The sequence below is a fragment of the Saccharopolyspora oryzae genome (assembly GCF_027853915.1).
Lineage (GTDB): Bacteria > Actinomycetota > Actinomycetes > Mycobacteriales > Pseudonocardiaceae > Saccharopolyspora > Saccharopolyspora oryzae.
Window position 1 is genome coordinate 31,117 of sequence record NZ_JAQGLA010000030.1, and the last position, 23,597, is coordinate 54,713.

General features: G+C 69.9%; 20 protein-coding genes. 4 read left to right on the forward strand and 16 right to left on the reverse strand.

Translation table 11 applies throughout. The features are described from left to right. Positions 1-152 precede the first annotated feature (152 nt). The gene (locus OU415_RS19190; protein ID WP_270950283.1) at positions 153-3,047 is read right to left on the reverse strand and encodes a UPF0182 family protein; all 2,895 of its coding nucleotides are present in this window, start codon (positions 3,045-3,047) and stop codon (positions 153-155) included. Between the two features lie 205 nt (positions 3,048-3,252). Here OU415_RS19190 and OU415_RS19195 point away from each other — a divergent pair, with 205 nt between their 5' ends. Continuing rightward, positions 3,253-3,780 (forward strand): PPA1309 family protein, encoded by a 528-nt coding sequence (locus OU415_RS19195; RefSeq protein ID WP_270950251.1) that lies wholly within the window; start codon positions 3,253-3,255, stop codon positions 3,778-3,780. A 108-nt stretch (positions 3,781-3,888) separates the two neighbouring features. Here OU415_RS19195 and OU415_RS19200 read toward each other — a convergent pair whose 3' ends face one another. Then, positions 3,889-4,914 (reverse strand): YlbL family protein, encoded by a 1,026-nt coding sequence (locus OU415_RS19200; RefSeq protein ID WP_270950252.1) that lies wholly within the window; start codon positions 4,912-4,914, stop codon positions 3,889-3,891. 105 nt (positions 4,915-5,019) lie between these two features. Between OU415_RS19200 and OU415_RS19205 the strand changes: the two genes are divergently transcribed. Beyond that, positions 5,020-6,462: a zinc-dependent metalloprotease gene (locus tag OU415_RS19205; RefSeq protein WP_270950253.1), complete on the forward strand. Its 1,443-nt coding sequence runs from the start codon at positions 5,020-5,022 to the stop codon at positions 6,460-6,462. Positions 6,463-6,559: 97 nt separating this feature from the next. Here OU415_RS19205 and OU415_RS19210 read toward each other — a convergent pair whose 3' ends face one another. Next, the gene (locus OU415_RS19210) at positions 6,560-7,102 is read right to left on the reverse strand and encodes a M48 metallopeptidase family protein (protein ID WP_270950254.1); all 543 of its coding nucleotides are present in this window, start codon (positions 7,100-7,102) and stop codon (positions 6,560-6,562) included. Positions 7,103-7,328: 226 nt separating this feature from the next. Between OU415_RS19210 and OU415_RS19215 the strand changes: the two genes are divergently transcribed. Then, positions 7,329-7,478: a DUF5679 domain-containing protein gene (locus OU415_RS19215; protein ID WP_010693945.1), complete on the forward strand. Its 150-nt coding sequence runs from the start codon at positions 7,329-7,331 to the stop codon at positions 7,476-7,478. 387 nt (positions 7,479-7,865) lie between these two features. Then, positions 7,866-9,176: an ABC1 kinase family protein gene (locus tag OU415_RS19220; protein ID WP_270950255.1), complete on the forward strand. Its 1,311-nt coding sequence runs from the start codon at positions 7,866-7,868 to the stop codon at positions 9,174-9,176. Between the two features lie 9 nt (positions 9,177-9,185). On the opposite strand, the gene OU415_RS19225 is transcribed toward OU415_RS19220, so the two are convergent. From OU415_RS19225 to OU415_RS19285, 13 genes are all read right to left on the reverse strand, one after another. Then, positions 9,186-10,055 carry a methyltransferase gene (locus OU415_RS19225; RefSeq protein WP_270950284.1) on the reverse strand — a complete coding sequence of 290 codons (870 nt, stop codon included), beginning with the start codon at positions 10,053-10,055 and terminating at the stop codon, positions 9,186-9,188. 132 nt (positions 10,056-10,187) lie between these two features. Continuing rightward, positions 10,188-10,343 (reverse strand): hypothetical protein, encoded by a 156-nt coding sequence (locus tag OU415_RS19230; RefSeq protein ID WP_270950256.1) that lies wholly within the window; start codon positions 10,341-10,343, stop codon positions 10,188-10,190. Positions 10,344-10,399: 56 nt separating this feature from the next. Continuing rightward, positions 10,400-10,777 carry a WhiB family transcriptional regulator gene (locus tag OU415_RS19235; protein WP_270950257.1) on the reverse strand — a complete coding sequence of 126 codons (378 nt, stop codon included), beginning with the start codon at positions 10,775-10,777 and terminating at the stop codon, positions 10,400-10,402. Positions 10,778-11,254: 477 nt separating this feature from the next. Then, positions 11,255-13,342, reverse strand: a complete 2,088-nt coding sequence (locus tag OU415_RS19240) for an ATP-dependent DNA helicase UvrD2 (protein ID WP_270950258.1) — start codon at positions 13,340-13,342, stop codon at positions 11,255-11,257. Between the two features lie 200 nt (positions 13,343-13,542). Beyond that, positions 13,543-14,469 carry an NAD(+) diphosphatase gene (gene nudC, locus OU415_RS19245; RefSeq protein ID WP_270950259.1) on the reverse strand — a complete coding sequence of 309 codons (927 nt, stop codon included), beginning with the start codon at positions 14,467-14,469 and terminating at the stop codon, positions 13,543-13,545. A gap of 25 nt (positions 14,470-14,494) precedes the next feature. Further along, the gene (locus OU415_RS19250) at positions 14,495-15,862 is read right to left on the reverse strand and encodes a M16 family metallopeptidase (protein WP_270950260.1); all 1,368 of its coding nucleotides are present in this window, start codon (positions 15,860-15,862) and stop codon (positions 14,495-14,497) included. Continuing rightward, complete coding sequence (locus tag OU415_RS19255; RefSeq protein WP_270950261.1) at positions 15,859-17,172, reverse strand: M16 family metallopeptidase; 1,314 nt, start codon at positions 17,170-17,172, stop codon at positions 15,859-15,861. The genes OU415_RS19250 and OU415_RS19255 overlap by 4 nt, the downstream gene beginning before the upstream one ends. Positions 17,173-17,250: 78 nt before the next feature. Beyond that, positions 17,251-18,069 (reverse strand): ESX secretion-associated protein EspG, encoded by an 819-nt coding sequence (locus tag OU415_RS19260; RefSeq protein WP_270950262.1) that lies wholly within the window; start codon positions 18,067-18,069, stop codon positions 17,251-17,253. Between the two features lie 77 nt (positions 18,070-18,146). Further along, positions 18,147-19,604: a PPE domain-containing protein gene (locus tag OU415_RS19265; protein ID WP_270950263.1), complete on the reverse strand. Its 1,458-nt coding sequence runs from the start codon at positions 19,602-19,604 to the stop codon at positions 18,147-18,149. Between the two features lie 18 nt (positions 19,605-19,622). Further along, the gene (locus tag OU415_RS19270; RefSeq protein WP_270950264.1) at positions 19,623-20,135 is read right to left on the reverse strand and encodes a DUF3558 family protein; all 513 of its coding nucleotides are present in this window, start codon (positions 20,133-20,135) and stop codon (positions 19,623-19,625) included. A 20-nt stretch (positions 20,136-20,155) separates the two neighbouring features. Continuing rightward, positions 20,156-20,566, reverse strand: coding sequence for a hypothetical protein (locus OU415_RS19275; RefSeq protein ID WP_270950265.1), 411 nt, complete (start codon positions 20,564-20,566; stop codon positions 20,156-20,158). A 407-nt stretch (positions 20,567-20,973) separates the two neighbouring features. Next, positions 20,974-21,480, reverse strand: a complete 507-nt coding sequence (locus OU415_RS19280; protein WP_270950285.1) for a DUF3558 family protein — start codon at positions 21,478-21,480, stop codon at positions 20,974-20,976. A 156-nt stretch (positions 21,481-21,636) separates the two neighbouring features. Further along, complete coding sequence (locus tag OU415_RS19285) at positions 21,637-23,253, reverse strand: DUF2207 domain-containing protein (protein WP_270950266.1); 1,617 nt, start codon at positions 23,251-23,253, stop codon at positions 21,637-21,639. Between the last annotated feature and the right edge of the window lie 344 nt (positions 23,254-23,597).

Sequence of the window (23,597 nt, forward strand, 5' to 3'; positions counted from 1 at the left end):
CGTGTGTCCTTAACCTTACGGACTGCGGAAGCCTAGTGCAAATCCGGGGGCCTGAAAAGTGACGCACGGCATTCTGCACCCGATCGGACGTCTCGGAAACGCCGAGGGGCGAGGACCGCCGCGGTCCTCGCCCCTCACTGCGAATCGGCTGGTCAGCCGCCGCTGCCCTGCGACTTCTCGAAGCGCTTGATGGCGTCGTCGAGCTGCTGGTAGGCCGAGCCCAGGTCACCGAAGTTGCCGGACTGCTGCGCCTTCCGGACGTGCTCCAGGGCGGCCCGGATGTCGCTGACGGACTTGTCCAGCTCCGGGTTGCCGCCCGGCGTCTGCCCCGGCGGCGGGGTCTGCCCCGGTGCCGGCGGCTGCTGGTGCTCGCCGGTCTGGGTGCCCTGCCCGGCGCCGGAGCCGAACACCTGGTCCAGCGCGCCCTGCAGGGTCTCGGAGAAGCCGACCTTGCCGCCGAAGGACACCAGCACCCGGGCCAGCTGCGGGTAGGACTCCTGCTCGTTGCGCTGGATGTAGATCGGCTCGATGTAGAGCAGACCGCCCGCCACCGGCAGCGTCAGCAGGTTGCCGAAGATCGCGTTGACGTTCGGGTTGTTGAACAGGGTGCGGTTCTCGGTGACCTCCGGAGTCGACTCCATCTGGTTCTGCACCTGGTTCGGACCCGGCGTGAGGGTGTTGGTCGGCAATCTCAGCACCCTGAGCTTGCCGTAGTCCTGCGGATCCGAGGAGGCCGAAACCCACGCCGACATGTTCTGCCGCTTCAGCGCGGTGAGCGCACTGGTCAGCTGGAAGGTCGGGTCCTTCTGGTCACCGATCTGCGCCAGCACGTAGTAGGGCGGCTGCTGCCCTTCGGCGCTGGCCGTGTTGCCGCGAGCGGTCGGGTCGGACGGCACCTCCCAGAAGGTCTGGGTGGAGAAGAAGTCGCCCGGGTTGTCGACGTGGTACTCGGTGAGCAGCTTGCGCTGCACCTTGAAGATGTCCTCCGGGTACCGGAAGTGGTCGCGCAGCTCGGGGCTGATCTCGCTGGACGGCTTGACCACGCCCGGGAACACGCCCTCCCAGGCCTTGAGCACCGGGTCCTTGTCGTCCACCGAGTAGAGCTCGACGTTGCCGTCGTAGGCGTCGACGGTGGCCTTGACCGAGTTGCGGATGTAGTTGATCTGCTGGTTCGGCTGCCGCTCGACGCCGGTGAGGGTGTCGTTGGTGGCCTCGCCAAGCTCGGTCAGCTGCGAGTACGGGTAGTTGTTCAGCGTGGTGTAGCCGTCGACGATCCACTTGATGCGGCCGTCGACCACCGCCGGGTACGGGTCGCCGTCGAGCTTCAGCCAGGGCGCGACCTTCTGCACGCGGTCTCGCGGGTTGCGCTCGTACATGATCTTCGAGTCGCTGCCGATCACACCGCTGAACAGGAAGTTCCGCTCGCCGTAGTAGGCGGCGAAGACCATCCGCTGGAACAGGTTGCCGACCGGGACACCGCCGAGGCCGGTGTAGGTGTACTGCTGCTGGTCGGTGTCGTACTCGCGCGGCGCCTCGCCCGGGTTGCCGCCGACGATCACGTAGTCGTTGCGGCCCACCAGCTCGCCGTAGTAGACGCGCGGCTGCTTGACCGGGATGGCGCCCTTGCCGTCGTTGGCCACGTCGCTGATCTGGAAGACCGGGTAGCCGCCCTGGGTGGCGCCTTCGCGGAAGGTCGAGTCGACCCGGTCGGCCGGCGCGGCGACGAAACCGTTGCCGTGCGTGTAGACGGTGTGCCGGTTGATCCAGTTCTGCTGGTTGACCGCCAGGCCGTCGGTGTTGAGCTCGCGCAGCGCCACCAGGTAGTCGCGGAGCTTGCCGTCGCCGTCGCGGTAGCGGTCGACGTCCAGCTTGTCGGTGAAGCCGTAGAAGTTGTACTGCTGGGTCAGCTGGGTGAACGTCGGGGCCAGCACGTTCGGGTCCAGCAGCCGGATGTTCGGGATGGTGCCCTTGTCCGCGGCGACCTCGTTGGGCTGCAGCTGGGTGCGGCCCGGGTAGTCGGTGATGTCGACCTTGTCCGGGCCGATGCCGAACGCCGACTTCGTCGCCGCCAGGTTGCGCTCGATCGACTCGGCCTCGCGCTGGTTGGCGTTCGGCCGCACCGAGAACTGCTCGAGCAGGGCCGGCCACACCGCGCCGACCACCACGCTGGACAGCACCAGCAGCACCGCGGCCAGCGCCGGGATCTGCAGGTTCTTCAGGAAGATCACCGCGAAGAACGCCAGGGCGCAGAACACCGCGATGCACATCAGGATCAGCTTGGCGGGCATCACCGCGTTCAGGTCGGTGTAGCTGGCACCGGTGAACAGCGAGTTGCGCTGGGACAGCAGCAGGTCGTAGCGGTCCAGGAAGTAGCTGACCGCCTTGAGCAGCACGAACAGCCCGGCCAGCACCGCGAGCTGGACGCGCGCGGGCATGGACAGCTGCCCGGAGCGACCAGCCAGCCGGATGCCGCCGAAGATGTAGTGGGTGATCAGCGCACCGATGAACGACACGGTGACCGCGATGAACGCCCACGACAGCAGGAGCCGCCAGAACGGCAGCTGGAACGTGTAGAAGCTGATGTCGTTGCCGAACTCCGGGTCGGTCTGCCCGAACGGCACGCTGTGCAGCCACAGCTGCAGGGTCTGCCAGTCGGCCTGCGCGGCCAGCCCGCCGATCACGCCGATCACGATCGGGATGCCCAGGCCGAACAGCCGGGACCGCTCGGTGACCACCGTGCGGTACCGCGCCAGCGGGTCGTCCGGGCCGCTGATCGGCACGAACACCGGCCGGTTGCGGTAGGCCAACCACAGGTTCAGGCCCAGCACCACGCCGAGGAAGACCGCGGCGCCCACTCCGAGCCCGGCACGGGAGAACAGCTGGGTGGTGAAGACCCCCCGATAGCCGACCTCCCCGTACCAGAGCCAGTCCACGTAGGTGCCCAGCAGACGCGATCCGGCGATCAGGGCGACCAGCACGATGCCGCCCAGGATCAGCAGTATCCGACTTCGCCGGGACAGTTTCGGCATTCCGACCGGGGGCCGCATGGCCACAGCGCACGCTCCTGGTGACGATCAGCGGGCAGGTGGGGGCGGTGCCGGTGCCAACCACCACCGACCGCCCTCGTGATGTTCAACTCTACGGCCCCGGTGTGAAGTTCCTGGAAGGGGCTTCGCGAATTGGATTAATCCGACATCTCGCCGCGCCGGGGTGCGCCGTTCGGGCCGCCGCGGCGGTGCGACCATGAACGACATGTCGCAGACCCCCGAACACGACCTGACCGCGGCGCTGCCGACGGCCACCCGCGAGGTCGAGGAGTTCGTCGCCGCCGCCGGGTGGGACCAGCCCACCCAGGTGTTCGCCCTGGTGTCCACGCAGAGCCTGCTGGCCGCCGAACCGGGGCTGGCCGACCAGCTCGACCCGGCATCGCCGCTCACCCCGATCGCCCAGGAGTCCCTGCCCGCCGAGGACCTCGCCGAAGCGCTGGGCCACATCGAGTGGCCGGAGCAGGTCGCCGGGTGCGCGCTGGTGCAGGAGATCGTGGTGCTGCCGCCGGAGGCGGAGGCCGGGCTCCCGAGCGACGCGGCGGAGGCGAGCAAGGTCGCCGCCGAGCACCCGGAGCGCCGCGAGGCGCGACTGGTCGCGTCGGTGCTGCGCAACGGTGCCGAGTTCTGCGTGATGCGCCTGCGCGTCGAGGACGGCGAGGAGAGCGAGCTCCTCGCGGACACCTCGCTGGCGCCGAACCTGCTCGCCGCGCTGCACGCGACCTTCGCGGAGTGACCTCGCACCCCTGAAGTGCGGAGAAGCCCCCTGGGAACGACTCGCTCCCAGGGGGCTTCTCTGATCTTGGTCTTCGGTTGAACAAGCCTGAAAACAGGCTTCGCGAGGTCAGCAGCTGGTCGGGACCTTGCCCTCGCGGATGGCGTCGAGCGCCTTGGTGGCGTCCTGGAGGGTGGCCACCCGGGCCAGCTGGAGGCCGTCCGGAGCCTGCGCCTTCGCCTCCGCGCAGTTGCCGTCCGGCACCAGGAAGGTCGTCGCCCCGGCTTCCCGGGCCTTGATCATCTTGAACGGGATTCCGCCGATCGGGTTCACCTGGCCGTCCGGGGTGATCTCCCCGGTGCCCGCCACGAACTGGCCGCCGTTGAGCTCGCCCGGCGTGAGCTTGTCGATGATCGCCAGCGTGAACATCAGGCCCGCCGAAGGCCCGCCCACGTCCGCCAGGCTGATCTTGATGTCGAAGTTGACGTCCGGGCGCTCGATCGCCGCCACCCCGAGGAAGCCCTGGTCGTGCCCCTCCGGACCCTGCGCGAGCTGCACGCTGGCGACCTGCTCCGGCTGGTCGTCGTGGCGGAACCGGATCTCCACCCGGTCACCGGCCTTGGTGCCGTTCAGGGCCGACCGCAGCGCCTGCGGGTCGGTCACCGGTCGGCCGTTGGCCTCCAGCAGGCGGTCCCCCGGCGCCAGCACGCCGTCCGCCGGGCTGCCCTTGACGATCTGCCCGGCCAGCACCTTCTTCGGGTAGCCGAGGTAGCTCAGGGCCGCCGTCTCCGCGGTGGTCTGCGAGTCGTTGAACGCCTCGGTGTTCTCCTGCTCGATCTGCTGCTCGCTCTTGTCCGGCGGGAAGTACAGATCGCGCGGCGCCAGCGCGTAGCGCCCGCTGGCCCACAGGCCGAGCGCGCCGAACACCGACAGCTGGTCGGTCACCGACACCGTGGTCATGTTCAGGTGACCGCCGGTCGGGAAGGTCTGCTGACCATCGATGCTGATGACGGGCGTGTCGCCGTCGAGTCCGAGGGTGTCGTACGTCGGTCCCGGACCGAGCGCCACGTACGGCACCCGGACGAACGCACCGAGCAAGCCGAAGGCGACAACCAGCACGACGCTCATCAGCAGCGTCCAGGTACGGCGGTTCACGAGGCGACAGCGTACGTGTTCGCTGTTGGCGATGTGTGCGGTGTTCGCGCACATCGAGCGCCGGACGGCTTCTACCTGGCGGCTCAGGCCGCGTACCGTGGATGTATGACCAACTTGCCGTTCGGGTTCGGTTCGCAGGACCCAGACGACCCCGACAAGGGCGACTCGTCGAAAGGCCGCTCTGAGGGTGGCGCCGGAAACTTCGGGGACACTCCCTTCGGTTTCGCCGGCATGCCCGGTCCGGGCGGCATGCCCAACTTCGACATGAGCCAGCTCGGCCAGATGCTGACCCAGCTCGGCCAGGCGCTCAGCTCCGGCAGCGCCGGCCCCGGCGGGTCCGGCGGCGGGCCGGTGAACTACGACCTCGCCAAGCAGCTCGCGGTGCAGCAGCTGCACAACAACCAGCGCACCGAACGCCCCAGCCAGGAGCAGGTCAAGGCGATCGACGACGCGGTGCGGCTCGCCGAGCTCTGGCTCGACGCCGCGACCTCGCTGCCCGCCGGCGTGCGCTCGGTGCAGACCTGGTCGTCCGTGGACTGGGTGGAGAAGACGCTGCCCACCTGGCAGCGGCTGTGCGACCCGGTGGCCCAGCGGATGTCCAGCGCCTGGCTGGAAGCGCTGCCGGAGGAGGCCAAGCAGGCCGCCGGCCCGCTGCTGTCCATGCTCGGCCAGATGGGCGGCATGACCTTCGGCTCGCAGCTCGGCAACGGCCTGGCCCAGCTCGGCAGCGAGGTGCTGACCTCCACCGACGTCGGCCTGCCGCTCGGCCCGACCGGCACCGCCGCGCTGCTGCCCGCCAACATCCAGGCCTTCGTGGAGGGCATGGACCGGCCGGTCAGCGAAGCGACGGTGTTCCTGGCCGCCCGCGAAGCCGCGCACCACCGACTGTTCAGCCACGTGCCGTGGTTGGCGCAGCGACTGCTCGCCACCGTCGAGGAGTACGCGCGCGGCATCAGCATCGACACCTCGGCGCTGGAAGACCTGGCCGGGAAGATCGATCCGTCCAACCCGAGCTCGATGCAGGAGCTGATGGGCTCCGGGATGCTCGAGCCCAAGACCACCCCGGAGCAGGAGGCCGCGCTGAAGCGGCTGGAGACGCTGCTCGCGCTGGTCGAGGGCTGGGTCGACGTGGTCGTCTCCGAGGCCGTCGGCGAACGGCTGCCGGGCGCCGACGCGCTGGGCGAGATGGTGCGGCGCCGCCGGGCGACCGGTGGTCCCGCCGAGCAGACCTTCGCCACCCTGATCGGCCTGGAGCTGCGCCCGCGCCGGATGCGGGACGCGGCGAACCTGTGGCGGCTGATGACCGAGCGGCACGGCGCCGAGAGCCGGGACCGGATCTGGGACCACCCGGACCTGCTGCCGGACAGCTCGGACCTGGACGAACCGCTCGACTTCGCCGACCGCTGGGGCAGCACCCCCGCCGACCTGGACGACCCGATCGCCGCGATCCGCCGCGCCGAGGCCGAGGAGGCCGCGAAATCCGGCGAGAACGACACCGGCGAAGACGGCACGGGCGAGGACCGGCCGAAGCGCGACGACCAGTCCTGACCTGCTGACCGACGGGCTGAGCGACACCCCCTCGGGGACGTTCCTCAGCCCGTCGTGCTGTTCAGGGACTCGCAGGACGAGTTCGAGGACAGATTCCTCACCGGGTCCCGTCGCCGTCCGCTTCGATGTCGAGGTGCGCGGCCGCGGAGAGCCCTTCCAGGTAGCCGATGGCCCGCTCGGTCTTCGGGTAGCGGCGAACCCACTTCCAGAAGTCCGGGCCGTGACCGGGCACCAGCAGGTGCGCCAGCTCGTGGACGAGCACGTAATCGAGCACCCAACCGGGTACATCTCGGAGGCGTCGACTCACCCGGATGGTGGCCTCGCTCGGGGTGCAGGAGGCCCAGCGGGTGCGCATCGGCGCCACCCACCGCACACCGTTCGGTTCGGCCCGGCCGTCCAGGTACTTCTCGGACAGCTCGTGGCAGCGCTCGACGAGCGCCTCGTCGGACTCGCGCGCAGGCGAGCGGCGACGCGTTTCGCTCCGCTGGAGACGGCTGAGCATGTCCGCCACCCAGCGCTTTTCTTCCGCACGGGTCATCCGCGCCGGAAGCAGCACCACGATCTTGTCACCGTCGCGATAGGCGCTCACCGTTTGGCGGCGGCGCTTGCTGCGGCGCACCTCGACCTCGGGTTCAGCCACGAAAATGGACCCTAGCGAGTAAGGCCGACAATCGGATCCTCCGGTGAGCCGCACCACATCGCCTACGCACCGTTACCCCTCGAGGGATTACCCGATTAAGTCGAACATGCGATGCTCTTAATGCATGCATGTCGTATAGCCCACATGTACCGTTCCCCCAGCCGCCCGGAGGAGGGCGCAGCCGATCCAGCCAGCGAGCTGGGTCACGACATTAAGGAGGGGAGCCGTGGCCGAGACCTACAACGGCTACTGCGTCAAGTGCCGCGAGAAGCGCGACTTCTCCGGCGAGGTCTCCGAGACCAACGGTCGCCGGATGGCCAAGGGCACCTGCCCGGTCTGCGGCACCAAGATGACCCGCATCCTCGGCAAGGCGTGACCCGGGCCCGGGTGGGCCGCCGCAGGCCCACCCGCCTGTCCGACGACCCGCCGGACGCCGCAGCGGTCGCCCACCGCTGCGCCGGGGACGCATGCGCCCTCTCCCGCCCGCAATGGTTCGCACCAGGCGAAATGCGCAAACCGCGCTCGAGCGGTTCGCACCCGCGATTCCGGCTGACTTCACCCGGAAAGACGCCTCGCACCGTTCTCCGCAGATCGGCGGAGCAATCGAATCCACCTGGCGTCGCAAAGTCCGCGCCAACCTGGCCATCGCGCCCCAAGGCGCGCCCGGAAACCTCTAGCATGTGACTGGGTTCCCCGATTTCGAACGCGTCTTCGGACGCCTCCGGGATCGGGAGGGTTTTCCTGCGCGCACCAAGGAGAATTCGTGGCCGACATCCCGCGCCGGGCAGCGCACCGCACCGCCAAGCTCGCCAGCCTGCCGCTGGGTGTCGCCGGTCGACTGGCGGCCGGCTGGGGCAAGCGGCTCACCGGCCAGGACGCCGCCCAGATCAACGCCGAGGTGTCGGCCAAGACCGCGGAGCAGCTGTTCTCCGTGCTCGGCCAGCTCAAGGGCGGCGCGATGAAGTTCGGCCAAGCGCTGAGCGTCTTCGAAGCAGCCGTTCCCGACGAGATGGCCGGCCCGTACCGCGAGGCGCTCACCAAGCTGCAGGCCGCGGCTCCGCCCATGGAGGCCGGCAGCGTGCACCGGGTGCTGACCGAGCAGCTCGGCAGCGGCTGGCGCAAGCGGTTCAGCGAGTTCGACGACACCCCCGCCGCCGCGGCCAGCATCGGCCAGGTCCACCGGGCGGTCTGGCACGACGGCCGCGAGGTCGCGGTGAAGGTCCAGTACCCGGGCGCGGACGAGGCGCTGCGCTCCGATCTGCGCCAGCTGACGCGGTTCTCCCGGCTGTTCCAGTCGCTGGCGCCCGGCGCGGAGGTCAAGCCCCTGCTGACCGAGCTGCAGGACCGGATGGTCGAGGAGCTGGACTACCGCACCGAGGCCGACAACCAGCGGGCCTTCGCCAAGGTGTTCAAGGACGACGAGCGCGTCCGGGTGCCCGCGGTGGTGGCGAGCGCCCCCAAGGTGGTCGTCACGGAGTGGGTGACCGGCACCCCGTACTCGCGGATCATCGCCGACGGCGACCGCGAGCAGCGCGACACCGCCGGTCAGCTGCTCGCCGAGTTCCACTACTCCGCGCCTTCGCGGGTCGGACTGCTGCACGCCGATCCGCATCCCGGCAACTTCATGCTGCTGCCGGACGGCCGGCTCTGCGTGATCGACTTCGGCGCGGTGTCCCGGCTGCCCGACGGCCTGCCCACCACCTTCGGCCGGATGGTCCGCCTGGCCCTGGAGGACAAGCCCGCCGAGCTGCTCGACCTGCTGCGCGCCGAGCGGTTCGTGCAGCCCGACCGCGAGCTGCGGGGCGAGGACGTGCTGGCCTACCTGGCCCCGTTCGTCGACCCCGTCCGCACCTCGACGTTCCGCTTCACCCGGCGTTGGCTGCAGCGGCAGGCCGAGCGGGTCGGTGATCTGCGCAGCCCCGACTTCCGCACCGGCCGCTCGCTGAACCTGCCCCCGGACTACCTGCTCATCCACCGCGTGACGCTGGGCGCGACCGGGATCCTGTGCCAGCTCGACGCGGAGGTCGGGGCCCGCGACATCATCGCCCGGTGGCAGCCCGGCTTCACCGACTGACCGCTGCCGTCACCGGGTTCCGACGTGGACCGTGTTGGCGGTCAGGTAGTAGACGTCGTCGCGGTTCGCGGCGCAGTGCTCGCCGCTCTCGTCCACCAGCTGGTCGAGCGCTTCGAGATCCGCCGGGGCCAGTCCGTCCTCCGCGTGCCTGCGCAGCAGTTGCAGCCGGCGGAGCACCGCGCTGCGGCCGACCTCGTCCAGCGGAGCCGGCCGGTCCACCAGGTAGCTCCACGAGCGCACGTCGGACAGCCCGGCCTGGCTCAACGCCTTGCCCCAGCCCACCGGCAGCCGCGCCGAACCGTCCATCTCCGCGCGCATCTGCTGGAACGACTGGTCGCGCGCAGCGATCAGCCTCGCCTCGAGCCCGGGCTCGCCCAGTCCGACGTCGTCGGGCAGCACCCTGGTCTGCAGCCCGAACTCGATGATCGCCAGCCGGCCGCCCGGACGCACCAGCTCAGCGAGCCGGCGCAGCCCGGCCAGCTGGTCCGGCAGGTGGTGCACGACGAACGCGGCGAACACCAGATCGGCCTGGGCAGGCGCACCGGCCTGCACCACCGCCTCGGCCAGCCCGTCCTCGGCGGCGTCGGCCCGGACCGCGTGCACGGTCACCCGGTCCGACACCGCCCCGGCCCGCTCCCCGGCCGCCGCGAGCAGTTCCGGCGCGGTGTCCACCACCGTCACCTCGCCACCGGATTCCGCCAGCGCCGCAGCGAACGCAGCCGCGGTGCCGCCGGCCCCGGCGCCGATCTCCAGCACGGTGCGGTCCCCCGGCCGCACCAGCTTGCCGACCACCTCCGCGATCTCAGGCGCGTTCAGCTCGTCGGCCGCCCGCAAGCGCTCCAGGTGCGCGTCCCAGTCGATGTTGTCGTGCGAATGCATACCCACGAACGACAACCCTACGACGCACGTTTTCCGCTTTGCAGTTCTCAAGGTGCACGGTTTCCGGTCGCTGTCGCCCAGAATGCGACGGCGACCGGAAACCCCTTGTGCCTCAACGTGGTTCGGCGATGATCAGAAACATCGCTGCGCGGAATCGGCCCGCCGGTGCGCGTAGGCGGCCAGCCACCGCCACCAGCGCCCGGCGGACATGTTCCGTGCAAGGCGTTGTCGATGCGCTTCCTCGCGCAGTTCGATCATCCGCAACCGGGTCATCTCTTCAGGTGCCATTGCTCATTCCTCGTTCGTCGAAGTGCCGGAGCACGGGGTCGTTGATCGGATCGGCGTTACGCCGCCTGCTCCTGGCGGCGGTTCGGGACTGCGGCCGGCCGGTCGGCGGGCAGCGGGTGCTTGCGCGGGCGGCCGCGCGGGCGCTTGCGGGCGACCACCGCACCGCGCTCGAAGATCTCGCCGCCCCAGACGCCCCAGGGCTCGCCGCGGGACACCGCACCGGCCAGGCACTGCGCCCGGATCGGGCAGTCGGCGCACCGCGCCTTGGCCTGGTCCAGTTCCCGTGGGTTCTCGGCGAACCACAGGTCCGGGTCCTGTCGGCAGGGCAGCTCGTCGTCCAGGCCAGGTGCGCTGTTGAGCAGCCCGGCGACGCTGTCAGCAGCTGGCTGCAAGTCCGTGCCCGAGTTCGATATCGGCACACTCGCGGTCAACATGCGACTTCCTCCTGTAGTCGATCGGAAGCAGGTCGTGGTTGTGGATGTGGAAATGTCGGCAACACAAGAAGGCCGCGGACCCAATCGCTGGTCCGCGGCCTTCGAGAAGCCTGAGAGGCGCCCCTAGATCAGTGGATCAGGGATTCGCCGACGAACGGACCTACGCGGGGCCACCGCGCTCACCGGGAGCGCGCGGAACCAACGCGGCTGGAACTTTCGGCCATAACCGCCGTGAGAATCAGCTGGGAACGGCGCAAAAGTGATACGGAACAGCGCGATGGCCCCGGCCATCAGGTGGCAGGGGGTGCTGTTGATCAGATTCGTAAACACCAGAGCCACCTCCCATCCAGGGCTTCAGATCGCGGTCCGGTCGACCGCAACTCGCGCTCCTGCAGGTTATTGGCAGGGCGGCACCGGTCGCAACGTATTTTTCAAAGATTCCGCCCGATGGCCTGAAAAACGCCACCACCAGGCGTTTTACCTCGCGCCAGGACGGTCGCCCGCGACCAGCGCGAGGACGTCGGTGCCGAACTTCTGCACCTTCGACGCCCCGATCCCGGAGATGCTCACCAGCGCGCTCTCGTCGACCGGGCGCTGCTCGGCGATCGCGGTCAGCGTGGCATCGGTGAACACCACGTAGGCGGGCACCTTCAACTGCCGGGCCCGCTCGCTGCGCCACGCCTTCAGCTGGGACAGCAGGTCTTCGTCCACATCGGACGGGCAGTCCGCGCAGCGCCCCAGCTTGATGTCCATCGTGCCGGCCAGCGTGGCGTTGCAGATCCGGCAACGCGGTTTGACCGGCTTGGCCAGCTTCGGCAGCTGCTCGCGCTGCTTGACCCGGCCCGGCAGCGCGGCCGGGTGCTCGTCCGGGACCAGGCTGTACAGGAACCGGCTGCGGCGCCGGTAGCGCCGACCGCCGGCGCGCGCCAGCGCCCACGACAAGCACAGGTGCTCGCGGGCCCGGGTCACCCCGACGTAGAGCAGCCTGCGCTCCTCCTCGACCGCCGCATCGGTGTCGGCGTGCTGGATCGGCAGCGTCCCCTCGACCAGACCGGCGAGGAACACCGCGTCCCACTCCAAGCCCTTCGCCGCGTGCAGCGAGGCCAGCGTGACGCCCTCGACCGTCGGCGGGTGCTGCGACTCGGCGCGCGCGTCCAGCTCCGCGACGTAGCGGGCCAGGTCCGCGTCGGGCACCGTCGCCGCGAGCTCCTCGGAGAGCTCCACGAGCGCTATCAACGACTCCCAGCGCTCACGGGCAGCGCCACCGGCCGGCGGCTCGTCGGTCAGTCCGACCTCGAGCAGCACGTCGCGGACGGTTGCGGGCAGGTCTTGCGCGCCTTCGTCGCGGGCGACGGCAGCCCGCAACGTGACCATCGCCTGCCGCACCTCGGCACGCGCGAAGAAGCGCTCACCGCCGCGGACCTGGTACGGGATCTCGGCGTCGGACAGCGCCTTCTCGTAGACCTCCGACTGCGCGTTGACCCGGAACAGCACCGCGATCTCCGACAGCGCCACCCCGCGCTTAGCCAGCTGAGCGATCTTGCGCGCGATCGCCTCCGCTTCCTCGGTCTCGTCGTCGTACTCGGCGAAGTCCGGGCGCGGCCCGTCCGGGCGCTGGCCGATCAGCTTCAGCCGGGTGCCCGCCGGGCGCTCCCGGGCCGCGCCGATGACCTGGTTGGCCAGCGACACCACCTGCGGCGTGCTGCGGTAGTCCCGCTCCAGGCGGACCACGGTGGCCTCCGGGAACCGGCGCGGGAAGGCGATCAGCCACTTCGGCGAAGCGCCCGCGAACGAGTAGATCGTCTGGTTCGCGTCGCCGACCACCGTGAGGTCGTCGCGGTTGCCGAGCCAGGCGTCGAGCACGCGCTGCTGCAGCGGGTTGACGTCCTGGTACTCGTCCACCACGAACGAGCGGTAGCGGCTGCGGAACTCCTCGGCGATGTCGGAGCGGTCCTCCAGGATCGCCGCGATGTGCAGCAGCAGGTCGTCGAAGTCGAGGACCTGCGCGCGGTTCTTGAGCTGCTCGTAGGCCGCGAAGGCCTTGCTCAGCTGCTCGGGCAGCACCGGGACGTCGCGCCCGGCGGCGGCAGCGGCGGCCGGGTACTGCTCCGGGCCGATCAGCGAGGACTTGGCCCACTCGATCTCGCTGGCCAGGTCCCGGACGTCCTCCTTCTCGGTGGACAGCCCGATCTTGTTCGCGGCCTGCATCATCAGCCGGAACTTGTTGTCCGTCAGCTGCCACATGTGCGTTTCGTGCACCCGCGGCCAGAAGTAGCGCAGCTGCCGGAACGCCGCGGCGTGGAAGGTCTGGGCCTGCACCCCCGCCGCGTCCAGGCCGCGCAGCCGGGTGCGCATCTCCCCCGCCGCACGAGCGGTGAAGGTCACCGCGAGCACCTGCTGCGGCGCGACGAGCCCGCGCTGCACGAGGTAGGCGATGCGGTGGGTGATGGTCCGGGTCTTGCCGGTGCCCGCACCGGCGAGGACGCACACGGGCCCGCGTGGTGCGATGACCGCCTGCCGCTGCTCCGGATCGAGACCTTCCAGGAGTCGCGGTTGTTCGGCCATGCCCGGCATCTTCGCAGACCTGCTCGCCCGATCGGGGCCACACCCCGAAGACCGAACCGCGTGTCGAGAACCGCCACCGAGTGGTTCACCCGCGCAATCGAGCGGTGATCATGCCGGTGAACTGGGGAAATGCATTCGGCGTCGATGGGTTCGCCGGCGTGATCCGGGGCCGGTCGGAGCGGGTCCGACCGGCCCCGCGATCAGCTCTGCCAGGTGGCCCAGCCGCGGATCATGCGGTGGGCGATGGAGACGCTGGGCGGCAGGCGGAGTCCGTCGACCGCGCCTCCCTCGGACTGCAGCGCCGCCAGCACCGTGTCCCGGTGCATCCAGCGGGCGTCCTCGATCTCGCCGTCGGCCGGGACCAGCGGCGCCGACGGGTCGGCGATCGCGGCGAAGCCGAGCATCAGCGACCGCGGGAACGGCCACGGCTGGCTGCCCAGGTAGCGGACCTCGTCGACGGCCACCCCGACTTCCTCGGCGATCTCGCGCGCGACGCACGCCTCCAGCGACTCGCCGACCTCGACGAACCCGGCCAGCACCGAGTACCGCTCGGCCGGCCAGCTCGGCTGGCGGGCCAGCAGCACGCGGTCCTCGCCGTCGTGCACCAGGCAGATCACCGCGGGATCGGTCCGCGGGTACTCCTCGCGGTCGCACCCCGTGCACCGGCGCGCCCAGCCAGCGCTCACGCGCGTCGTGGCCGCGCCGCACACCGCGCAGTAGCGCGCGTTGTCGTGCCAGCCGAGCAGCCCGACCGCGGTGGTGAACAGACCCGCGTCGGTGTCGTTGAGCAGCGCACCGCCGGTGCGCAGATCGCGCCAGCCGTCCTGCGCGCCGTCGTGATCGCTGCGCAGCGCCCAGTAGCTGACCTCGCCCTCGACCCCGAGCAGCACCGCGCCGGGCGCGGGGCGTTCGCCGAAGTCACCTGCCGGGTGGGCCACCAGCCGCGAACCCGCGTCGATCTGGGTGCGGCCCTTGGCGTCGACCAGCACCACCTTGCCGGTCGCCCACAGCTCGGCGCCGCCGTCGGCGACGTCCCGCAGCTGCTCCCGCCGGTCCACTGTGGACCTGGACAGCAGCGGTGCGGAATCCAGCTGGAAACCCGTTCCCGCGAACACGTTGGAGGTCATTCGCCCGCCTCACCGGATAACTCGATCACGGCAGCACCACACCGCCGAGCAGCCTCAACTGGTCCGCCAGCTTGTCCGCATCGCCGACGACAACACCGGTGAACGAGGTCGGCGCGAACCACTTCGCCGCCTCCGCCACCTGCTCGAGGGTCACCCCGCGCAGCCGCTCCGGGTGCTCGACCAGCCAGTCCTTCGTCAACCCGGCCACCGCCAGCGCGAGCAGCGTGGAGGCCATCCCGGACTGCGACGCCGTGGAGGTGAGCAGACCGCCGATGGCGTACTGCCGGGCCGACTCGACCTCGGACTCGGTCGGCGGCACCAGCGACAACCGCGCCAGCTCGTAGCGGGTTTCCAGCAGCGCAGCCGCGGTCACCTCGCTGGCCGTGTCGGCGTCCACCAGGAGCGTGCCGTTGCCGGGGGTGAACTCGAACGAGGAGTGCGCGCCGTAGGTGTAGCCCTTGTCCTCGCGGATGTTCTCCACCAGCCGCGACGAGAAGTACCCGCCGAAGGTCAGGTTCGCGATCTGCAGCGCCGGGTACTGCGGGTCGGTGCGCGGCAGCGCCTGCGCCGAGAACCGCAGCTGCGACTGCACCGCACCGGGCCGGTGCACCAGCTTCACGTCACCGCCCTGCACGACCGGCAGCGACGGCAGCTCGTGGGCGCTGTGCTCGGACTGCCAGGCGCCCAGGATCCGCTCGACGGAGGCCACGGCCTGCTCGGGGTCGATGTCACCGACGAGCACCAGCACCGAGCCGCGCGGCAGGACCGCCGCCGGGTGCAGCGCGCGGACCTCGTCCGCGGTCACCGCGGCGACGTCCTCGGCCTCCGGCACCTCGCGGACGAACGGGTGGTCGCCGTAGCGCTGGCGCTGCAGCTCCTCCCGCGCGATCACCCGCGGCTGCGAGCGCGCGACGGCGATCCGCTCGACCAGCCGGGCGCGTTCCCCGGTGATCTCCTCCTCGCGGTAGGCCGCGCTGGTCAGCGCGTCGGCGAGCACGTCGAGCAGCGTGTCCAGGCCGGTGGCCAGGGCGTTGCCGTGGAGGCTGAGCCGCTCCGGGTCGACGACCGCGTTCAGGTCGCCGCCGACCGCGGCCAGATCGGTGTCCATCTGCACGCGGCTGCGGCGCTCGGTGCCGGTCAGCAGCGTCTCGGCCAGCACCTCGGCGCGCGCCGCGTGCTTCGGGTCCTCACCGGCGAACGGGATCCGCAGGCGCACCTCGACCATCGGCACCACGCCGTGTCGGGCGGCGATCACGCGCAGCCCGTTGCCCAGCACGGTGTCCACGGTGGCCGGCGGCTGACCGGTGCGGGGTTCGCCGAGCGGCGGCAACGGCCGCGGACCCAGCTCGGTGCGGCCGATCTCCTCGGCGCTGCGGTGCGTTGCGCGGGTCATGCCGCACCTCCGTTCTCATCACCAGCGGGTTCGATCTCCAGCACGGCGCGGGCGTCGGAGCGCAGCGCCTTCGCCGCCGCCGCGACGTCCTCGGCGGTGACCTCGCTGATCCGCTTCGGCAGCTCGGAGATCAGCTCGGCCCGGCCGTGCAGCAGCTCGGCGCTGCCCAGGTCGAGGGTCCGGGAGATCACCCGGTCGTGCCCCCGGTGCAGGTCGGCGGCCCAGCGGGCGGTGACGCGGGCCAGCTCGTCGCGGCTCGGACCGTCGGTGGCCAGCTTCTCGAGCTCGTCGTCGATCGCGCCGACCACCCGGTCCAGCCCGACCTCCGGGGTGTGGATCGCGGTGATGGTGTCCGGGTCGCGGGCGTCCAGCGGGGCGCCCATCAGACCGCAACCGGCGTGCACGTCGACCACCAGCGAGTCCTGGTGCAGCATGCGCTGCTGCAGGCGAGAGGCGTCGCCGTCGGTCAGGATCGCGGCCAGCACCACGTCGGCCAGGTAGGCGTCCAGCTCGCCGACCGGGTCGGGCAGCCGGTAGCCCAGGGCGACCGCGGGCAGAGGCGCGTGCGGGTCCACGTGCTTGCCGCGCAGCTCACCGGCCGGGAACGGCTCGCCGAACGACGGCCGCTGCGAGACATCGCGGGCCGGGACGTCGCCGAAGTGCTTGTCGACCAGCTCGACGGTGCGCTCGACGTCGATGTCACCGGCGATGGTGAGCACCGCGTTGCCGGGAGCGTAGAAGGTGTCGAAGAAGGCGGCGCAGTCGTCGACGGTCGCCTGCTCGAGGTCGGTGAAGTCGCCGTAGCCGTTGTGCGCGTTGGCGAAGGTCGAGTACAGCACCGGGGGCAGCAGGATCCACGGGAACCCGCCGTAGGGGCGGTTGAGGACGTTGAGCCGGATCTCCTCCTTGACCACGTCCACCTGGTTGCGCAGGTTCTCCTCGGTGATCTTCGGCGCCCGCATCCGGTCCGCCTCGAGGAACAGCGCCCGCTCCAGCGCCGCCGACGGCAGCACCTGGTAGTAGTCGGTGTAGTCCTGGTGCGTCGAACCGTTGAAGGTGCCACCGGAGCCCTGCACGTGGCGGAAGTGCGCGAGCTTCTCCAAGCTCTCGCTGCCCTGGAACATCAGGTGCTCGAAGAGGTGCGCGAAGCCGGTGCGCCCTTCCGGCTCGGAACGGAAGCCCACGTCGTAGTGCACGCTGACACCGACCACAGGAGCCCGCCCTGACGCTTGGCCCGCTGCCGAGTCCGGTGCCAGCACCACGCGCAGCCCGTTGGGCAACGTAACGCGATGCAGCTGGGGTTCGACCATGCCATGCAGCCTACGTGCGACGCCCGCAGCTGCGCGTGCCCCCTTCACCACGCTTCGAAACCGCGAAGCACCGCAGCGTCACCGCACCTGAGCGATCAACCGCTCGATCTCGGCCCCGATCGCCCGCGCATCGGCCGGGGTGAGCATGTAGATCTGCTCGCCGGTGTTGCCGCGCACGTTGTGGTCGAGGTAACGACCGTCGGGTTCGACGTTGTCGAACCACTTGACGACCGACGAGCGCTTCGTGCGCCCGTACTGGTCGCGGAGGTTGGCCGCGAGCTGGCCGAACCGGAGGTGCTGGGTCTTGCCGATCTGCTGGTACAGCTCGTACTCGCGGTCGCCGCTGCTGCCGCGCTCCCGCGTCGCGGTCTGCATGAAGCTGCCCTGCTCGTCCTCGTCCGGCTGGGCCGGGCGGAACGAGCTGGCAGGCACCCGCGCCGGGCCGCGATTGCCCGGCGGAGCGGGCGGCAAAGTCGGCAGCAGCACCTGCGGCAGCGGAGCGTTCTCGTGCACCTCGACGGTCAGCATTCCGCCGTAGGCGGGGTCTTCGCTCGGGGTCTGCACGCCGAGCACCACCCGGTTGCCCTCGGTCACCGCCGCGACCGTCCGCCAGCAGTGGTCTTCGCCGGCTTGCGGGAACCAGATCGAATCCACCCACAGGTAGGGGTGGGCGAGCAGCTTCAGCGCCTCGACGAGGTTCGGCTGGACCTCGTCGTTGACGAGGATCCCGGCAGCGACCATGCGCTCCGTCTCCGCCTGGGCGATCCGGCCGAGGTGCTCCGTGGTGTATCCGAAGGAGCGGGAGTTGAGCGGCAGCGTCAGCCCGTCGATCTCCAAGTACTTGAGAACGACGTCAAGATGAACCGGCAGCATCTGCCAGCGCCCCAACACGCTCACCGTTTGGTTCCTCCCCAATCACCGCGGTCCGGTGGTGATTCTGTCGAACCACCACCGGACCACGTCCTGAAGTGCTGTTACTCGCCCAGAACCGGAGGCGCGGTCTTGGGCATGTCGTTCATCCAGACGTCGTCCTGCTCTTCGAGCCACGACGGACGCTCGTGCTCGTCGTCTTCGCCGCCCTTGCCGCCGCCTCGGCCGGCGCCCATGCCACCGGCCCCCATGCCGCCGCGACCGCCGGCTGCGCCTCGAGCCCCAGCGCCAGCAGCACCGGCGCCACCACCAGCACCAGCACCGAGCCCGCCAGCACCGGCCTTGCCACCGGCACCCAAGCCAGCACCAGCACCACCAGCGCCGCGTCCCATGCCACCGGCGCCCATGCCGCCAGCCCCAGCGCCGCCAGCGCCCATGCCACCGATCATCCCGGCGCCCATGCCACCGCCGGCGCCACCAGGACCGAGACCACCACCGGCGCCACCGGGACCAAGCCCTCCGGGGCCGCCGATCCGGCTGGGATCGGTGCCGGCCCACTGGCTGTCAGTCCCGGACGGCGGGGTGTAACCACCTGGGCCGCCGATCCCGCCCGGGCCACCGCCGATCCCGCCAGGACCGCCACCGGTGCCGGTGCCGCCCGGGCCGAAGCCACCGCCGCCGGGGCCAACACCGCCGCCACCTGGACCAACGCCACCGCCGCCAGGGCCGCCAGTGCCCGGACCGGGGCCACCGCCGCCGGGACGGCGTCCCCAGTCGGTGGGCTCCTGCGGGGGCGGTGGCGGAGGAGTGACGATCTGCCCGTCGGGCTTCTGGTACGCGGGCATCTGGCTGTCGACGTTGGTGAACGTGGGGCTGTAGACGCGCCCCATCGTCTCCTGCGCGGCCTTCTCGGCCTCCTCGCGCTCCTTCATCTGCGCGAGCGCGTCACCACCACCACCGAGCGGCCCACCAGCGAGCGTCGAGACGGCGGTCCGCCCCCAGCTGTGCCCCTCCGGCTCCGGCACGGTGGCCTTGACCTGACCAGCCGCCGAACCAGCGGACTTCAGGTTGTTGCCGGTCATCTCGAAGGCGTTGCCGCTGCCTTCCATCCAGTTCTTGACCGGCTCACCGAGAGTCTTGGCCTGATCAGCGGCTTCACCCTGCCAACCGCCGCTGATGATTTCCTTGAGCTTGGAGTCGAACTGAGCACCGCGCTCGTGAAGGGCCTTTCCCAGTTTCACCCAGGCATCAGCAGATTCGCCGACCCGGTCTTCCTTGATGCTGTCCTGGTTCGTCTTGTAGATGTCAGCGTGGCTGAAGCCCGACCAGTTCACGCACTGCGAGATCCCGGGCGGGTCGTACCCGGTAACGCCGTCCTGCAGCGCTTGGTTGCGCTGCTCCAGCGCGTTCCGTTCGTTCTGACCGGCCTCCGTCGCCTGCTTGGCACGCTCCTTGGCCTCCTTCTGGGCCACGGTGTCGTACCCGAAGACATCAGCACCGGCGTCGTGAATGGTGTTCCCGACGTCCTTGATCCGGTCCCCGACCCAATCCCCAAATCCCATGACTCCCCCTAGCTCCTATCACTCAGGAAGTCTCGAAGCGGTCTGATTGGCGATCTTCTCCGCCTCAGCGCAGGCGTCCACGGAGTCGCGACGCGTGCCGTCGACCATGTAGATCGCTACCCCGCCACCAGCGTCGACGAGCACCGTGCAGCTGCCCTGTCCAACCGTGCCAGGTTCATTGGCGATCGCAGCCGAGCGGCCGCCAATGGTCTTCTTGTCGTAACGCTCCCAGCTCCCGCTCTGCTGATACGACGCAACGGACTCTTCGGCGTTCTTCTGCAGCGCGAGGCCCATCTGGTCCCCATCCCACTTGCAGCCCGGCTCGGACTTCACCGGCGAGAAGTCCTCGCTCTGCGTCGACAGCCCCCACGAGGTCAACTCGCCAGGCTCGAAGAACGTGCACGGATCGAAGCTCGCCAGACCAGCCCCAGCGGCAGCCGAAGTCGGAGACTCTTCCGAACCGCTGGAGCTGCCGCCGCCCGAGCAAGCGGAAAGCCCGAGCAGAGACGCCCCTGCAACTGCCGCGATCACAGACCGGGAAAGTGCACTCACTACATACCTCGCTGAATGTCCTGGGCGTGCTGTTCGTCGATGGCACGGTAGTCTTTCGCCGCAGCGCGATAGGCATCCGCCATCTTCTGCAGCTCGTCTTGCATCTGGCGAATCATGGCGAACGCGCCAGCACCACCATCATTGGCTTTCGTTTCAAACCGGTGAGTCAGGTCCTGACCATCCGGGTAGTTGCCAAGCCCCTCGATGCGCGCGATTGCTCGCGCTTCCTGGATCAAGCTACGAAGCTCGCGGATCTCGTCCTCGCAGTGCTTCGCGGCCCTCTCCGCAGCATCCGGCTCCAGGGCGAGCTTGCCCGCTCCGGCCTGCTGGTTCACCCAGTTCGTCTGTGCCGCGACAGCTTGGATCCCCGCGGCCGCCCCAGCGAAGCCCGCACTCTCAGCGCTTGCCATCCCAGATCCCTCCGGACTCTGCGATCTCCCCCAATAACCCGTGGACACTCTAGCCTGACGCAGGCCGGACCGGAACGGTTCCCACCAGCATTGATCCCGTCCGATATCACCCGTTCAGCCGCAGTCCACGACGTTGGGCTGGCCGCAAAGCATCGAAACGGCGGTCCGCCCAGCTGGATCCCTCTGGTTCGATCCGTGGTCTTAGCCTGATCAGCGGCCTCACCTCCCAATCTCTGCTGATGATCTCCTCGAGTTTGGAGTTGACCTAGGACCTGCGCCGGTCAAACGCCTTGCCCAGCTTCGCCCGGGTTTCAGCGGTCTTGCCGACATCACCTTCGTTTGGTTCCGCTCCTGATCAACAGCTTTCGTCGGCTGCTCCGCAGCACGCTCCTTGGCTTCCTTCTGTGCTACTCGGGAAGTCTTGGCTCGATCTGCCGCGCGACCTTCTCCGCCTCACCGCACGGATCAGCGACCGAATCCTTCATCAGGCCCGTCACCGTCACCGTGACCGTGCCACTTCCAGCGTCGATGAACGCTGAACAAATGCCTTGACCTTCCGATCCCTTGGTCACACCGGTCGCAGCTTTCCTGCCGCTGACCTCGAACGGCTTCAGCGAGTCGAAGTTGCCCTTCTTCGTGTAAGCGTCGAACGGGGTGCCGGGAACCTTGTAGAGCGTGACGTCCTTGTCGTCGCCCTGGAAGTTGCATCCCGGCTCGGTGTCGACCGTGCTGTCCGGCTCACCCGGGCCCTTCACGCCGAAAGCGGACAGCTCGTCCGCGGTGAAGAAGTTGCAGACGTCGAGGTCAGCCAACCCTGAACTCTTGGCCTCGGAGGTCTGCTGCTGCTCATCGCTTCCAGTTGCCCCGCCAGAACAGGCGGACAGCCCAACCAACGCCAGACCTGCGGTCACCACGATCAAAGACCGGGAGTACAAGCTCACTGCATACCTCGCTGAATGTCTTGGGCCTGCTGTTCGTCGATGGTTTGGAACGGTTCCCACCAGCATTGATCCCGTCCGATATCAGCCGTTCAGCCGCAGTCCACGACGTTGCGGCTGGCTGGGACGGGTTCAGGGCTTCAGGGTTGCGTTCAGGCTGGTGACGAGGGTCGGGAAGGTTCGGCGGAAGTTCTGGAGGTCGGGGGCCGCTTCCGGGGTTGCGTACCAGTAGAGGCCTGGGGTTCCGTCCGCTGCCGGGTCGAGTTCGGCGAATTCCGCCAGCCAGCGGTCCGTTTCGCCGAGGACCACCGCGTACGGGAGGGAGCGGGAGAACACCGTTTCCCGGTCCGCCGGGGGCAGGGAGTTCGCCGCGGCGTCGTGGAGGTAGCCGCGCAGGCCTCGGACCTGCATGACCAGGGCGCTGCCGCGGCGGGTTCGGGCCGGCATCAGGCGGGCGCTGGCCACCATCGCGATGCCGCCGAGCACCACGCCGAGGCCGAGGAGGGCGACCGAGGTCGTCAGCGCCAGGGCCGCGGTGAGCGCCGCGCCGCCGATCGCGACGCCGATCCCGCTCCACCAGAACAGGTTTCGGTCCGAGTCCGGGCGGCGGGCGAACCACTCCTTGTCCACGACCTCCGCGTACAGCGCGTCGCGCACCTGGTTCAGGTTCAGGCCGCGCAGCTGGGACAGGCGGACTTCCGGCGCCCGACCGACCAGCAGGTCGTAGATCGCGCGCTCGTAGGGGCGCAGCGCCTCGTCCGGCGGGTTGATGCGCGCGAAACGCCAGTCCTGGCCGGGCAATTCCTCGATCCACAGGTAGTTGCGGACCGCGAGGTCGATGATCGTCGCCGTCACGTCGACCGGGTCGACCCGTTCGTCGACGACCGTGCCGATCTCGCCGGGCAGCACGCCGTCCGGGGAGGCGAAGGTGACGCCGCCGCGCTCGTCGGTCATCAGCACCTCGACGCGCCCCACGTCGTCGCCGAACGCGTGCGCGTCGCGGCCCCGGACGTACCAGACCAGGCCGAGTCCGCCGATGAGCACCAGGCCGATCGCGGCCAGCCCGACTCCGGTGCCCGGGGTCAGCGAGAACGCCTTCGCCAGGCTGAAGTACTGCTCGGTCACCGCCGTCGCCGGGACGGTGCCCGCCGGGAGCTTGAAGGTGATGTCCATCCGTTCTCCGGGTTCCAGCCCGGAGGTCATCGCCCGCATCTCCTGGGTGTGGGAGATCTCGAACTGGTCGCAGCGGTGCTCGCTGCCCAGCGGACCGGCGAGGCACACGATCGCCTGCGGCACCCGCGGCGACAGCAGCGACACCTCGATGCGCTGCACCGGCACGCTCCAGCCGCCGGACACCTGCCAGCGCACGTCCTGCAGGTCACCGGCGTCGGCCACGGCACCGCGCACCGCGTATTTCAGCGTCGACGCACCGGGTTTCAGCGTCACGCGCATCTCGTCGCCGTCAACCTGCACGTCGCCGCCGCCGTCGACCGAGGCGTCGGAGACGGTGAACACCCGCTCCTCGCCCGGGCCGGTCGCCTGCCGCAGCGGCGTGCTCCGGGTCACGGGCGAGCCCTGGGGGACGGTGATCCGCTCGGTGACCGACACCAGCCCGTCGCGCTCCAGCTTGAGGTGAACGTCGCTGGACACGGCGTCGGACGGCGCAGCCGGTTGTGCTTGGGCCGCTGCCGTCGGGACGCCCAGCAGCGCCCCGGTCAGTGCGATCACCAGCCCCCATTTGGTCAACACGGCCCGAACGATATCGGCCCGAAGCTAAGCTCTGGTCCGCAACCGGCGAGATCGATTCGAGGAAGTTGGGGAGATGACGGCCCGGCGGCGGACCGCTGAGCTCGACTGACCGTCCACTTCAGATACACCGCGAGGAAGACCGCATGACCCAGCCGCCTCGGCCGCCGCAAGGACCGCGACCACCGCAGCAGCCGTGGCCGCCCCAGCACCCCCGCGGCGGGCAGCAGCCCCAGCGACCGCAGGGTGCACCGCAGGGTCCGCAGGGTCAGCGCCCGCCGTTACCCCCGCCCGGAGTCCGACCTGTTTCCGGGCCGCCGCCGGTCGCGCCGCCCCCGACCGCTCGC

Coding starts and splice junctions, on each gene's coding strand:
- OU415_RS19255 (WP_270950261.1), bottom strand. CDS start 17,172: ATGGTCGAACCCCAGCTGCATCGCGTTACGTTGCCCAACGGGCTGCGC.
- OU415_RS19190 (WP_270950283.1), bottom strand. CDS start 3,047: ATGCGGCCCCCGGTCGGAATGCCGAAACTGTCCCGGCGAAGTCGGATA.
- OU415_RS19235 (WP_270950257.1), bottom strand. CDS start 10,777: ATGTTGACCGCGAGTGTGCCGATATCGAACTCGGGCACGGACTTGCAG.
- OU415_RS19195 (WP_270950251.1), top strand. CDS start 3,253: ATGTCGCAGACCCCCGAACACGACCTGACCGCGGCGCTGCCGACGGCC.
- OU415_RS19240 (WP_270950258.1), bottom strand. CDS start 13,342: ATGGCCGAACAACCGCGACTCCTGGAAGGTCTCGATCCGGAGCAGCGG.
- OU415_RS19250 (WP_270950260.1), bottom strand. CDS start 15,862: ATGACCCGCGCAACGCACCGCAGCGCCGAGGAGATCGGCCGCACCGAG.
- OU415_RS19205 (WP_270950253.1), top strand. CDS start 5,020: ATGACCAACTTGCCGTTCGGGTTCGGTTCGCAGGACCCAGACGACCCC.
- OU415_RS19225 (WP_270950284.1), bottom strand. CDS start 10,055: ATGCATTCGCACGACAACATCGACTGGGACGCGCACCTGGAGCGCTTG.
- OU415_RS19275 (WP_270950265.1), bottom strand. CDS start 20,566: ATGGCAAGCGCTGAGAGTGCGGGCTTCGCTGGGGCGGCCGCGGGGATC.
- nudC (WP_270950259.1), bottom strand. CDS start 14,469: ATGACCTCCAACGTGTTCGCGGGAACGGGTTTCCAGCTGGATTCCGCA.
- OU415_RS19230 (WP_270950256.1), bottom strand. CDS start 10,343: ATGGCACCTGAAGAGATGACCCGGTTGCGGATGATCGAACTGCGCGAG.
- OU415_RS19265 (WP_270950263.1), bottom strand. CDS start 19,604: ATGGGATTTGGGGATTGGGTCGGGGACCGGATCAAGGACGTCGGGAAC.